13 protein-coding genes and 1 pseudogene are annotated in these 13756 nt (G+C 37.6%); 6 read left to right on the top strand and 8 right to left on the bottom strand.

What is annotated here, in order from left to right; all coding sequences use genetic code 11:
* Positions 1-19 precede the first annotated feature (19 nt).
* The 4 genes from FB6_RS02765 to FB6_RS02750 are packed head-to-tail and all read left to right on the top strand — an operon-like array spanning position 20 to position 4125.
* A complete protein-coding gene (locus FB6_RS02765) occupies positions 20-994 on the top strand; it encodes an isopenicillin N synthase family dioxygenase (RefSeq protein ID WP_174558541.1) in 975 nt (324 codons plus the stop codon).
* A gap of 16 nt (positions 995-1010) precedes the next feature.
* A complete protein-coding gene (locus tag FB6_RS02760) occupies positions 1011-1964 on the top strand; it encodes an isopenicillin N synthase family dioxygenase (RefSeq protein WP_000735995.1) in 954 nt (317 codons plus the stop codon).
* Between the two features lie 17 nt (positions 1965-1981).
* Positions 1982-2773, top strand: coding sequence for an outer membrane protein OmpK (locus FB6_RS02755; RefSeq protein WP_004839195.1), 792 nt, complete (start codon positions 1982-1984; stop codon positions 2771-2773).
* A 20-nt stretch (positions 2774-2793) separates the two neighbouring features.
* Positions 2794-4125 carry a nucleobase:cation symporter-2 family protein gene (locus FB6_RS02750; protein WP_004839196.1) on the top strand — a complete coding sequence of 444 codons (1332 nt, stop codon included), beginning with the start codon at positions 2794-2796 and terminating at the stop codon, positions 4123-4125.
* A gap of 101 nt (positions 4126-4226) precedes the next feature.
* Here the strand turns inward: FB6_RS02750 and FB6_RS02745 are convergent, their stop codons facing one another.
* The 5 genes from FB6_RS02745 to FB6_RS02725 all read right to left on the bottom strand — a co-directional run bounded on the left by FB6_RS02745 (position 4227) and on the right by FB6_RS02725 (position 8843).
* The gene (locus tag FB6_RS02745; protein ID WP_174558540.1) at positions 4227-5111 is read right to left on the bottom strand and encodes a recombination directionality factor; all 885 of its coding nucleotides are present in this window, start codon (positions 5109-5111) and stop codon (positions 4227-4229) included.
* A gap of 195 nt (positions 5112-5306) precedes the next feature.
* Entirely contained in the window at positions 5307-6365 is a 1059-nt protein-coding gene (locus FB6_RS02740) for a YqaJ viral recombinase family protein (RefSeq protein WP_174558539.1), read from the bottom strand.
* Between the two features lie 175 nt (positions 6366-6540).
* Positions 6541-7572 (bottom strand): DUF932 domain-containing protein, encoded by a 1032-nt coding sequence (locus FB6_RS02735; RefSeq protein WP_174558538.1) that lies wholly within the window; start codon positions 7570-7572, stop codon positions 6541-6543.
* A 20-nt stretch (positions 7573-7592) separates the two neighbouring features.
* On the bottom strand, positions 7593-7865 hold the full coding sequence (locus tag FB6_RS02730) for a hypothetical protein (protein ID WP_174558537.1): 273 nt from the start codon (positions 7863-7865) through the stop codon (positions 7593-7595).
* Between the two features lie 108 nt (positions 7866-7973).
* Positions 7974-8843, bottom strand: a complete 870-nt coding sequence (locus FB6_RS02725) for a YagK/YfjJ domain-containing protein (protein ID WP_174558536.1) — start codon at positions 8841-8843, stop codon at positions 7974-7976.
* A 491-nt stretch (positions 8844-9334) separates the two neighbouring features.
* On the opposite strand from FB6_RS02725, the gene FB6_RS02720 reads away from it, so the two are divergent.
* Positions 9335-10249, top strand: coding sequence for a hypothetical protein (locus FB6_RS02720; RefSeq protein ID WP_174558535.1), 915 nt, complete (start codon positions 9335-9337; stop codon positions 10247-10249).
* 120 nt (positions 10250-10369) lie between these two features.
* Here FB6_RS02720 and FB6_RS02715 read toward each other — a convergent pair whose 3' ends face one another.
* Positions 10370-11443, bottom strand: a complete 1074-nt coding sequence (locus FB6_RS02715; RefSeq protein ID WP_174558534.1) for a hypothetical protein — start codon at positions 11441-11443, stop codon at positions 10370-10372.
* A 44-nt stretch (positions 11444-11487) separates the two neighbouring features.
* Between FB6_RS02715 and FB6_RS02710 the strand changes: the two genes are divergently transcribed.
* Entirely contained in the window at positions 11488-11883 is a 396-nt protein-coding gene (locus FB6_RS02710) for a pyocin activator PrtN family protein (protein ID WP_438819952.1), read from the top strand.
* 220 nt (positions 11884-12103) lie between these two features.
* Here FB6_RS02710 and FB6_RS02705 read toward each other — a convergent pair whose 3' ends face one another.
* Together FB6_RS02705 and FB6_RS16705 are read right to left on the bottom strand one after the other, a co-directional pair.
* Positions 12104-13306 (bottom strand): tyrosine-type recombinase/integrase, encoded by a 1203-nt coding sequence (locus tag FB6_RS02705; protein WP_174558532.1) that lies wholly within the window; start codon positions 13304-13306, stop codon positions 12104-12106.
* A gap of 215 nt (positions 13307-13521) precedes the next feature.
* Positions 13522-13593: pseudogene (locus tag FB6_RS16705) on the bottom strand (hypothetical protein); the annotation flags it as partial.
* Positions 13594-13756: the final 163 nt, after the last annotated feature.

The raw sequence follows: 13756 nt of genomic DNA, 5'->3' as shown, positions 1-13756 counted from the left end.
ATTTTTGAGAGATTGCTACATGACTGCGCTGAAAAACAATCAAAACATTACCTCTATACCCATCATCGATATTTCTGGACTTTTGGATAATGACATACAAACGCACCAAAACATTGCCTCACATATTCGGAAAGCATGCTTAGATAAAGGTTTTTTTTACATTACGGGACATGGAGTTTCTAAAGCATTACAAGATAAGGTTTTTGAATATTCCAAATTATTTTTTAGTCTTCCCCCAGAACAGAAAAAGCAGTGGTCCAAAGAGCTTTCTGAAGCAAATAGAGGCTATGAATCATTAAGAGCACAAACACTTGAACCTAATTCTCCGCCTGATATAAAGGAAGGCTTTTATATCGGGAAGGAACGCTCACCTTCAGATCCTTTTGTCATCCATAAAGCTTTTAACCAAGGCCCAAACCAATGGCCAGATATTGATGGATTTAAAGAGGTAATGGAGGAATATCAAGTTGAATTGATTAAAGTCTCTGAACGACTCATGCGTGCTATTGCATTATCTCTAAACTTGGAAGCTGACTATTTCACAGAGTTTTGTAAGGATGCAGATTTAGTCACTTTACGCTTATTACACTATCCCCCTCAACCAGCTAATGCTCAACCAAATGAAAAAGGTTGCGGGGCACATACTGATTTCGGCGGGCTTACTCTATTACTTCAAGACCATAATCGTGGTTTACAAGTATGGGATCAGTCAACAAACCAATGGATTTGGGCAGAGCCTATTGAAGATAGTTATGTCGTTAACCTAGGTGACCTAATCTCTATGTGGACGAACAATACATATAGATCCACCCTCCATCGCGTCATCAACATCTCAGGTGGGGAACGATATTCTGTTCCATTCTTCTACAGCGGTAATCACCAGTATCAGATTGAATGCATTCGAGAGTGTTTGGAGGAAAACTCAGAACCGCTATATCCACCAATCAGTGTTGAACAGCATTATCGTAACATGTTCAAAAAAACATATATCTAATAATAAGGAGTTTCCCATGAAAAAATTACCAGTTATCGACATTGCACCTCTTTATGACGTTAACCATCCTGATTATGCAGATATATGCAACCAAATTGACCAAGCATGTCGTGAATGGGGATTCTTCTATATCAGTGGTTATAAACCGAATCACCTTGCAGAAGTTCAAAGTTTAGCTAAAGAGTTTTTTAGTAAGCCTCTACAAGAGAAATTAGAAATAGATATTCAAAAGAATAAAATTGCACATAGAGGATATGGTGCATTAGGAGTAGAACAACTGAACCCTGACTTACCTGAAGACTTTAAAGAAATATATGACATGGGTGTCCATTTAGAAGCTAATCATCCCGAAGTCATTAATCAAGAACCTCTAAGGGGACCAAATGTTTATCCAAATATTGAAGGGTGGAAAGTAGCTACAGAAGAGTATTTTGATGAAATGGTGGATTTAGCAAAAATATTGCTTAATGCCATGTCTCATGCCATTGGTCTTCCGCAAAATTATTTTGATCATTGTCTGCAAGACAGCCTATGTTTTCTCCGGTTAATTCATTATCCGCCTACCTTAGACAATACAGACTCTCAAGGTTTTAATGCGGGAACACATACTGATTATGGGTGTGTAACTATTTTGGCTCAGGATGAAGTAGGTGGATTACAAGTTCAGGATGTAAATGGTAATTGGATCGATGCTCCTCCTATACCTAACACCTATGTAATCAATATCGGAGATATGATGGCACGATGGTCAAATGATCTCTATAAATCGACACCTCATCGCGTTTCGAGTCCTAAAGGAAAACAAAGATTCTCATTTCCATTTTTCATACAACCTAGTCCAAAAACTGTAATCCGTTGCCTACCTAACTGTTACAGCGAATCCAATCCACCTAAGTACTTACCAATTACTAGTATGGAATATTTGCAATCACGTTTTAGTGCAACCTACAAACATCGTGCTGAAGTTTGAATATCGGAAACAATTATATGAAAAAAAATGCGCCCTATCTATTTTTAAGCACATGTTTAATAAGCACTTATTCTTTTGCTGAGGAATCATGGTTAAATTGGCAATCCAATAGTATTTCTGCACTTTACGGTAAAGGTTTTGAAGTTGAACCAGATACACATGAAACCATTACCTTCGAACATGCTAGTAATTGGAAATGGGGAGATCTTTATCTATTCGTCGACACTTATTGGTTTGATGGCGAAAAGACAGCTTCCCAAGGCCATAATGCGGTCTATACAGAACTTGCCCCACGCTTTTCAATAAGTAAATTAACCAATACAAATTTGAGCTTTGGACCAGTTAAAGATGTCCTCATAGCTACAAGCTTTGACTTAAGTATCCAAGATAAAGCGGGTTATGACGATACGTGGAATTATTTAGTGGGACCAGGTTTTGATCTAGATATCAAAGGCTTTGATTATTTCACCCTTAATTTTTACTATCGCATTCCAGACGATGGAAACACCCCAAGTGGACAATGGCAAATCACTCCTTGCTGGTCATATACCGTCCCATTTCTTAAATCATCAATCATTTTTGATGGATACATTGATTGGGTAGTCAATTCCAAAGGTAATAACTCTTCCGACTTTCACTTTAACCCACAAATCAAATATGACCTTAGCCCTCATCTAGGCTTAAGCCCAAAAAAATTAGTAGCAGGTATTGAATACGACTATTGGAAAAACAAATTCTTAATCGAAGACACTCCATATTTTAAAACTAATCAAAATGCTACTAGTTTCATCGTCAAATATACCTTTTAGGCTGAAGGAGAAAAACATATATGACTAACACAATCACAGCCAATAACTTAAAACCAAGCTCCATGATTTTTCTCAGTATCCAGCACGTCTTGGTAATGTATGCAGGTGCTGTTTCAATTCCCCTAATTGTTGGAGGAGCTTTAGGGTTAAGCACTGCAGAAATTGCTTTCTTAATTACTGCAGATCTATTTGTTTGTGGCATTGCCACCCTCATTCAAACTATTGGTTTTAAAAATGTAGGTATTCGCTTTCCCATTATGATGGGAGTTACCTTTACTGCAGTAGGCCCAATGATTGCAATTGGGACTAATCCAGATATGGGACTACTAAGTGTATTTGGGGCAATCATTATCGCAGGGATCTTTGGCTTCCTGATTTCACCATTTATTGGAAAGTTAATACGATTCTTCCCTCCTGTGGTGACAGGAACTCAAATTCTTGTGATTGGTCTATCTCTCATTGGTATTGCAGGCACATGGTCCGCTGGCGGATATGGGGTAAAAGACTTTGGAAATCCATTGTACTTATCTATCGCTGCCTGTGTTCTATTAAGCATTATTATCATCAGCCGTTATGTTAAAGGCTTTTTGGGCAACATTTCAGTTCTAATCGGGATGGGAATTGGTTATATCATCGCTGCATTTTCTGGCCTCATCTCTTTAGACAAGATAGATGAAAGCCCATGGTTAGGTTGGGTGATGCCATTTCACTTCGGTATTCCAGAGTTTAACTTTTGGGCTGTCTTGACTATGTGCGTAGTCATGCTGGTTATTTTCATTGAAACAGCTGGGATGTTCATGGCTGTAGGTGAAATTGTTGAAGAAGAAGTGGATCAGGAAAAATTGACTCGCGGTTTTAGAGCTGACAGCCTTGGCACAATGATTGGTGGGATTTTTAATATCTTCCCGTATACATCCTATGCTCAGAACATCGGTTTGCTAGCGATCACAGGTGTTAAGAATCGCAGTGTATGTGCTTTAGCTGGTGTGTTTTTAATCCTTTTAGGTCTATTTCCTAAAATAGCTTACTTTGTTGCGTCTATACCCTCATGTGTTCTAGGTGGAGCCGCATTGTTTATGTTTGGGATGGTGACATCTAATGGTATCAAAGTACTGCAGCGTGTCGACTTTCAAAATGTGAATAATCTCTACATCATTGCAGTCAGTGCCGGCATAGGTATGTTGCCTGTATTCTCACCTACTATTTTCTCACAACTACCATCTTATCTTTCACCTCTGTTAAACAGCCCAATTTTGCTAACGGCTTTTTGTGCTGTGATTTTGAATGCTGTTCTCAATCGAAAACAGCGGATATTGGATGAACAGTATCTTCAGAAATTGAAAGATGCATAAATATCAGATACACAGCTTAAAACATTCTTGTTCTATGTAAAAAAGGGAGCTAATGCTCCCTTAATTCATAGATATCAGTAAAAGGTTTCCTCTTATTTAACTCAGTTCAAAGCTGTCACAGATCCTTTCAATCCCTGCTGGATATCGAACGCATTCTGTTCTACCACAGGCTGGTGCAGACCTTCTTCCTGATAAAACTCGTCCACCACATCTAGCCCCTCCTCAATATCCATTTCAAACAAACCATTCGCAAATCCCTGCCTTGCCGTTTGATCTAAAGCCTCTTGATTAAACCCGGCTTGTTTACTCTGTTGGTCTATATCCCTTGCAGTCTGAAGTGCGGACTGTAAATCTACTCCCTCCCTTAAAGTCAGATCCACGTAATACACAGGCTGACGATAACTCTGCGTTGTGCTTTTACCTCGTAATGTCAGTTGCAATGGCAAACATGACAGCAAACCATTTGAAGCTGCATGGTAATAGCTCAGCCGTGCAGCCAAAGTCCGAATACTATTAAAGCCTGTAGTTCTAAAGATGAAGGTGCCAAACTCATCCGATTCATCTAAGTTCACATGCAAACGCCCGTAGGGCTTGCAGTTCCCTCCTTGAGCCAATGGACATAAATCAGGGGATGGACAGGAATGTTGCTCCACGCCTTGATTAGTTAAACGTTGGCAGGTTTCCCCATTACCGACACAGACAGGTCGTCCAGTCTGTCGGTCAAATAAGGTGTATTCAGCACGTAGGTTTAAGTCAGGATCATTAAAGATCATTCTGACGGGGATTGAACGTAGCTTCTGATTCGGAGCATTCGCTCGCAGCTGATCATCCAGTGGATGTTTAACCCAGCCTTCTTTGCTTTGAATCTGGGAAGTAATGGTGAACTGGTCATCTTTTTCAGGCAATCGCTTGCCATTCTTTTCGATCATACGACCGATACTGATACGCCCCAGAATTGGTGGAGTAATTGCTAAACCTTTAATCATGTTGATATTCCTTAATGTATTACCTTACAAATTTGGGTCTATGTATGTAGGTCGGAACAAGGACCAAATAAGTTACCCAAAGAATGTAGAGCCAGATAAAGTGCTACAGAGATCGCGACCGATTTGCTCTCTACCGAAGGGTAGAGAGCGGGGAGCGATTTTTGTGATTTTTTGATTGGGTGCTGTAGATCGGGCTTAGTCGGTATAGATGTTAAATCGACGACTGCCCTGCTTTTGAAGTGGATAAAGCTCGATGAGTTCAGGCTGGTGCTGAAGCAATGCTTTGGTATTGAGGCTGATAGAATCCTTGGCTTTCTTCCAGACTACTGAGCCATGTGCAAAAACAGCCCTTTCCTTGTCTTGCATCATCATCTGAATTTCATGTTTAAGATGGTCAAAGCGTTCCTGCTGATGCTGAATCTCGTCCTTCATTTTGATGAGCTGGTCGAACATCAAATTGGCATTTTCATTTTGCGAGAGATCCTCTACGGTTAAAGGCACATGCGCTGGATAGAGCTGTTGAATCGCTTTAGCTGCGGATTCACTGGCATCGACTGATGGCGGAGTATCGTTTTCTACACATTCCCAGAAATATCGTTCTGCTTGAACAATATGCTCAATCACGGATTCAGACCGTGTCACTTTGAAGATCTTGGTTTCATGTCCACAGATCAAGACACAAACATGCGCTGCCTGTTTACCAGTCACCGCCAGTTGATGTTGTACCTGACACAGCACGTATAAAGGCACACCATCACGCCACAATTTTGCTCCATGCTCACCTGCTGTTTTACATTCTAAGATCTGAACGTCATCACTACCGACCACGCTGTAATCTAGATTGGCTAACATAAAGTGTTTATCGGGATCAGGATGCTGAAGTACCGCATTGATCCGTCGCACCTTATTATGGGTGTGCATGCTATAGAACTCTGCCACCAAAGGTTCCAGCTGCTTACCCCAATACAACGGTGCCACACCTGAACTTTCATCTTCTATCGATTGAGCCTGTCGTCCGGTTTTGATTAACCAGAGTTCTAACATCGACATGTAGGGATTAAGACCACAGGCAGTAGCGGCATCACTACTACCGATACCTTGTTTACGAACTTCAAGCCAGTCCTGATATTCCATCCCTTTGGTATTAACCAATCGCTTGGCTGCTGTTGAGCGTTTGGTGGTGATGCTTGGATTGACTACAATCTTTGATCCTACCGTCGTAGGCTGATGGGAAATAGGTACAATTTGATTCATGGGATTATCCTTATTAATTCTGATCTCTGTAAAAGAAATGCATAAAAAAGCCATACCCGACACGAGGTCGGGTATGGCGATTTGCTTGCTGTTTTAATTGAGAGGGGTTACATGAGTGCTATGACTAGCATTTGTTTGGGGTGACTTGATTTCGACATGAGTGAGTCAGTTAATTTCAGGCGATCAAAGCAAGTGCTTGCTCCAATCCTCTTTGTTTAAGACCAGCACCTGCACCGAACCAGGCTGAATCCAGTCGATGGTCGGTACTCATGGCACGTCGTTCATGATCCACAAATTCCGTGATCGAACAAAGTAATCCATAAGCTGTATCTTTCGCTGATGACAGGTCAGCACCGCGTCCTTGTCCATTAAACATCTCTAAAGCTTTATTCATGGCACGACCATTGGGTTCAGGCTTTTTCTCCTGAACTTGCTGCGCGACATTACGATAAAATTGAATGATGTTTTCTTCAGGATCGGAAATTGACATGGTGCTATTATTAAACACGGCATCAAAGTAAGCTTTGGCTTCCTGCTGACTCACGTTACGCTGTGTGAGTTGTTTCATTTCATACATGTGCTCATCCCAGGCACGAACTGAAATACCCAATTGCTGCTTCACTTTCTCTGCATCAAACTTGGTGCTATGTGGAACTTTCACTACACCAGCACTACTGCTCTGCCCACGTAAGGCTATCGCCAAGGTGTTATTACAGACCACCCGGATATTGGTGAACTGTGCCGTTGTCGCCAGTGTGCCATCACATGCAGTTGCCAGCAGAATATAACCATTGCTGACATCCTTACCTTTAAGCGCTGTAGATTGCCCAGTACGTGCCAATGCCCAGAATTTTTTACCCCCTTTAAGCACACCCGCAGTTTCTAATTCAAAGCCGGATTGCTCAGTCAGATCCCGATAGAACTCCAAAATCTCCATAGGCTGCACTTCCTGATAACGCTGACTGACCACAGACAAGGGGGCATGAGTATCGGAACGATACAGCACTCGCTGTTCTTCATAAGGCATAATGATGCTCTGCCCACGTGCATTCTGTGCCATGTAGCTAACATCGGAGGATTCAATCCGCCAATCCATCCCTGCCTGCTGTGCCCAAACTTCAATCGGCTGATTCTGAGTGAGTTGATTTCCTAGACCATGCCAGGGAGTGTCACCGATATAAGCCATTTGTTCGACTTGATGCGCCATATCTTTTCTCCTGAACCGGGTTAATCAAAATTGCGTTGGCAATGATGGCAATGGAAATAACGAACGGATGCAGCTACTGGTCGAGCTGGCTGAATGAAACTATCAATCAAGCCACCAACCACTGCCCCTGCAATTCCACCCATCCATGGAGAGATCGGCATTGGTAGACTTTTAGAAATACTGGCGCCAATACCGGCACAGGTCACCGAAGACAGGCTGCCCTGACTTGAGGACTGCTGGTTCACTACACGGCTGACGTTTTCGGAGTGGCAGAATGGACATGTAATATTCATAAGATATACCTCTAAAATGAAAAAGACTTACCGTCTGATAAGCCTTTGAATGTAGGAATAAACACTCATTGTTCATGTAGATGATGTATATCTATAATTTTTTGGGATCTACTGATAAGTTCGCATTCTAAAAAACGGCTTAATTCTCAAATGCTGCTCTTCCTTTTCAGGACGAACGAGATAAGTTACAGCATTCAGGAATCGACTCACTTCCTCTGTATTGTCACGATGAATCCTACCGATCCCTAAAATATTTAGTTTGGTATACTGATCTAGTTGTTCTGGATCATGGCAATTAAAATACATACCCAGACCACCCGTTATCCCTTTCCACAATGTACCAACCTGTTTCGCTATCCCCCACCCTGATTGTTTCTTATGCCCATTAAAAATTAATAATAAATGACAATGATAACCCTTGGTTTCTCCTTGCTCTAAAGCCCACGCATAATCAACCAAGTCATCAAAAGGCTCTTTTCTTTTACCAATTTCTTTACGTAACTGTTCCATATCATCACAAAAGTCTTCAAGATTTACGTGCTCATGCCGTTCCTTCAAATATGATAAATCAACACGTACTACCTCAGACTTTGAATAACGCTGGATAGCTTCCGTCACCTTTTCATTAAGGGATTTTTTATTACGCTTCTCATTTTCTTTATGCTGTCTTAAATCCTTTAGATGCACAGACTTGTACCCTATAAAATATTGCCGATACTCCTTAAAGCTTTTACTTTGCAAGTAGCCAATCAACTCATTTGATGTTAACCCTGCAATATCATAATTTTCTAACCAGTCACTCCACGCCTTGATATACCCGAAGTATCTATAACTTCGATGATAGATTTTCTTGAAATCATAGAGTAATGCTGCAAAATCCTGAAAAAAAGATTCAGGTGCTGTTTCCAACTCTATCCAATACTTTGTAGTATTTTCTAATTTAATCAGTAAAGCTGATTCATTAATTCGTATAGACATAGCTCTTCCGATAAAACAGTTCCATATAAAGTTCAAATCTATATTTTTTAAACCATTAATGAGTTCTCTAGGGAGAACTCCATACCCATTATTAATAATATCTAATTTATTATTAATAATATTAATAACCTGCTAAATTCCACTAAAATAATTAAGTATATCCTCCTGTATAAACAACAAAAACCCTATAAAATCTATTAAAAATAAAGTCCAGATTAGCCCATAAAAAACAAATACCCGTCTAAAAAGTTATGCAGTACTCTCCAATTAAAAGACCATTAATAACCAAAATAAAAAATCAAAAAAATAAAATTTAAGAATATATAAAACCCCCCCTTAAGTTTTTTCGATTTATAACACTAGAACTTAATATATAAAAGCATTTGAAAAAATAACGCGAAAACACTGTAAATACAGCGAAAAACTTACTGGCAGGTTAGGAAATTCATGCATAAAGTATGACGTAAGATTTCCATAATACTGGGTAAAAAATGCACACTAGATTTTATTTTGAAAAGCTCAAGAGTTTTATTTCACTATGTACAGATGAAGATCTGGTTTGGGTTTTACATGTCTTTAATAAAAATTTCTCCGACTATAAGTTCCTTAGAATTACAGGAAGAGATAGATCATACGATGGTTTAAAAACCGATATTGATTCTCTAAATTCCATTAACCAACTTAAAGATATTAAAAAGTTAATTATTAAAAGTTATGAAGATTACGATGATGATGAAATCAAATACTTCCTATATGACTTGGAGGATTTTAAAAGTAAGATAGAAACCACAAAAACTGATTTAAAAAAAGTAAAAGATAATGCAAGATTTTTAAACTTTGCATGTTATTTGATGAATGAAAAAATTGGCAATAGAGACTTAGAGCACTTCAAATGCAAGTATTTTAATTTCTTATATGTTGCTTTAACTTATCCAGAGTTCTATCGCCACCCTAGAGATATTGAAAGAATATTTTCAAAGTTTAGCGATATACACTCAAAACACTCATCTCATTTTAAAAATGATCAAGGTGTGGAATTTTATATTTGGGCAAAAAAGTATATGGATGAAAACTCTGCCTACAAAAGTAGAGACTACTCTCCAACTGAAGATTCAGAATACCCAGTAATAGTAAACTCTATTTTTGATCAGCTTTATTTTCAGAATCCTGAAGTTCATTATGCCTTAAGAAAAAAGCTTTCTAATGCATGGTATCAAAAGAAATTTAGGCAAGATAATAAAGTTAAAAAGGCAAACTACTACGCATTAACTAAAAAAGCAAAAGAGAGTCTAAAAGCTCTCTGCTATAAACGTAACTTGACTGAAGATCAGATGATTGAGTCATTAATTAATGAGCATTATACGAAGGAATGTTGTAATAAAAATGGTGACCCTCTATATGGATAACTTCTATTAATTTTTATAATTAAAACTAAAAAATCTAAGCTAATAATAAAGTTGTAAATTATTGGCTTAGATAAAAACTTTAATAAAAAATCAATAATCAAGCTAATTCAATAAATAATTTTAAAAAATCAAGGATGCCCTTATATTTTCATAATTTTCATAAAAATCAATATAACGCGAATGCAAGGTTCTTTTTTGAAGCTCAAAGCCATATTTAAGTATTTCTGCTCGTGCGATATTATCACAAGGCAGTTTACGTGATGAACTATTGAGGTCCTCATCAAACAAATCATAATACGTAGGTCTTTCCAGCATAGTCTCTTTAGCATGAATCAAAAACCAACACCCTATTAATCCAATACAGGCTGGTATATTTTTAAAAAATAAAGTTTCATGTCCTAAAACCTCATTTAGACCTACTATGTACTTCTCAATTTCTTTTTTATTATTTATATCAACTTCTAAAATAGTACCAAAACCATCATTACTTATTGATCTTTTCACTCTACGAATCAAAGCAAAAATCTGTTCCATTTCTTCTATTGATACTTTTAAATCTATACTTATCCTATTGTTCTCAAAGTACTTAAAATCATCATATTGTCTTTTTACTATCTCAAACTCAATGAATAGCATAGATCTTAAAAATACATCTTCAAGATATTTTTTATCAATTGTAGATTTATCAGGTTTATAATTTTCCGTATGCAATATACCTAAATCCAAAAATCTTTTATATGCAACAATCGACACATTATCATAATCAAAATAAAGAACTTGTCTTACTAGCTTATAAACTGCCCTTTCATCCAATCTTAAACTTTCACAGTACTTAAATAAGCCATTTATGTCATCCAAAAACTCATCTTCATAAAAAGAATTTTTTAATAAACCATCAATTATTTCATCTAAAATAAATTTTGTTTTATTTAAGTTTTCTTCATCAATTGAATCTTTATCTTTAAAAGGTAGATTTAACATCAACTCAAGACTGCATAATAAATAATGTTTATACAATTCGGCTTTTTTACCATAGTCTCCTCTCAACGAATTAATGTAATCAATTTTAGATAATACATCAGCATTCAATTCATTCTTTACTTGATCAAAGGATGCTATCGACTCTACATCCTGTATAAATAAAAAATCCATAATATTTAGTACAGCTTTTTGAGTATCAGTTAGTTTTGGCATATGTAATAAAAAGAATCCTTTTTTCTGCATTTTTCTACAAATTTATGCTTTTTACAATAACTAAATCAAGCTTGTCTTTGAGTGAAATCCAAATCAACCACAGCAAGCTTTTGATAAATTTATTTTTTTTGCATAAAGGTCTATATATGAACAAATTTACAATCAACTTTTCAGACTATCTTTTTATTCAATTCAGAACACTCACACCAACGTTAGAGGACGTATGTAAAACCTACTACCCTCGCCTTAGCCGAGAAAAAATACTTGAGAAAGCTCGAAAGGCAGAGTTTCCGTTTCCTTGTTACAGACTAGATCCAAGTCAAAAAGCAACATATTTTGTGAATTTATTTGAATTGTCTGACTTCCTATTGGATGCATTACAACTTAATCAACAATATATAAATACTGATTTACAACATGCTTGTTCAGATAATTCTTGATGGTGAGGGGTTATGAAATATCTTACCTCCAAAGAAATTCGTGAAAAATTCTGCATCAAATCACCAGCCACTTTGTGGCGTTGGCAACAAGATAATCAGAGAATTTTTGAGAAACCTTTTCCCCCACCTATAAAAATTTCAGTGGGTTCCACAAATCTTTGGGATGCAGAACAAATTAGAATATGGGAAATACAATACTTCAGAAATAACAAAAGCCTAACTACTTAGTTAGGCTTCCCAACTTTTCCCACCATTGCTTGTAAGCGATTCCCATCTCGTTCTGATAGTCATGATAGTCATAAGTCCCCTGCTCTCCCGGCATGGTATGCCCAATCATTAACTCTGCAATATCACGTGATGTAAACCGACTAAAATGAGTACGAGCGGTACGTCTCAAATCATGCATAGACCAATGCTTCATCTCAACACCATAATGTCTTCTTGCATATTGCATGACATTATACGGAAGCTTACCTGGGCCATTTTGCCCATACATCTCTTTAGTCCCATTATTCACAAACATATAGATGGAAGTATTCAGCTCCATAGCTTGCTGAATAAAGGGCTCAATTTCAGGTAAAATTGGTCTAAGAAGAGGTCGCTTTGTATAATTACCAGTCTTATGGTTTTCAGGGGGCACAGTCCAAATTTTACGTTCAAAATCGAAATCTGTTTTTTTCGCCATTCTTAGCTCACTATACCTATTCGCATAGAAGAGACAGATTTTTATAAACAGCGCATTCTTCGATGCCATTCTAGATTCATCACAGATTTTCCAAATTAGTGCCACTTCATCATCATTAAGAATTCGATCTACTTTATTCTTTTTAATATTAAGATCACGTTTGCCTGTTATATGGCGTATTGGGTTGTTCTCAATCAGCCTACGATTAACGCCCCAATCTAAGCACTGCTTTGTATTTGTCAGCAGGCGATCAGTAATGGATGCAGACTTTTCAAAATGATCTTCTAGTAACTCTAACCACATATGTAGTGTGATTTGGTCTGCTGGCAGAGATCCATATTTAGGAAACACATACAACTGAAAAGACCGCAATTGTTGTTGTGCATTTTTCTTATTCGCCATGCAGTATTTTTCATGCCATTCTAAATAAAGTTCCTCGAAAGTTAGCGCATTCGTCACCTTGTGAGCTTCTAATTTTTTATATACTCTTGGATCTTGCCCTGCCTCTAGAACACCTTTCATTTTTTGCAACTCTTGCCTAGCTTGAAATAATGTAAGATTTGGGTAAGAGCCCAAATCTAGGCGAGCTTGCTTACCCTCGTATCTGAAGCGCATTTGAAAAGTGATCTTACCTTTAGGCGAGACACGTACACTCAAACCATCCCTATCAGGTTCAACATGTTGCTCATCTCTAGTCTTACCCAAATTCTTTTTAAGCCATGTGTCCGTAAGTGGCATTTCACACCTGTGTACAAAATTTTAAATCAGAAAAAAAACACAAAATATGTACACACTCATGTACACAAAACTTCTGAATAAACTTAATGTAACTTGCAATCCCATGCAATGGGTATAAAAGATAAAATTAATTAAAATATTGTAAAATATATAAATATTATATTTATTTTGGATGCTTTTGAAATGGGTTGAAATAAGATGAATTATAGTGTGTTATTTGGGTGGGAAATAATCGCGAACGTGCGTCGCTGCGCGACCTGTGCCGCTAATTCATTTTTAAAGCTCATGCGAAATACCTACTGTGAACACACAGTTTTAAGGATCTTAGATTAGCATTTGAAGTGCAACACCATGTTCTTGGAATAATACCTGACTCGGGCTTCTAAATCCGAGTCTTTTTCTTGGGCGATGATTCAAACGTTGAGTGATTTCTGAAATATAAGCATCCGA

Origin of the sequence: Acinetobacter bouvetii (genome assembly GCF_902753875.1) — a bacterium.
Classification (GTDB): Bacteria; Pseudomonadota; Gammaproteobacteria; order Pseudomonadales; family Moraxellaceae; genus Acinetobacter; species Acinetobacter bouvetii_A.
This window is presented reverse-complemented; position numbering and strand designations above follow the sequence as displayed.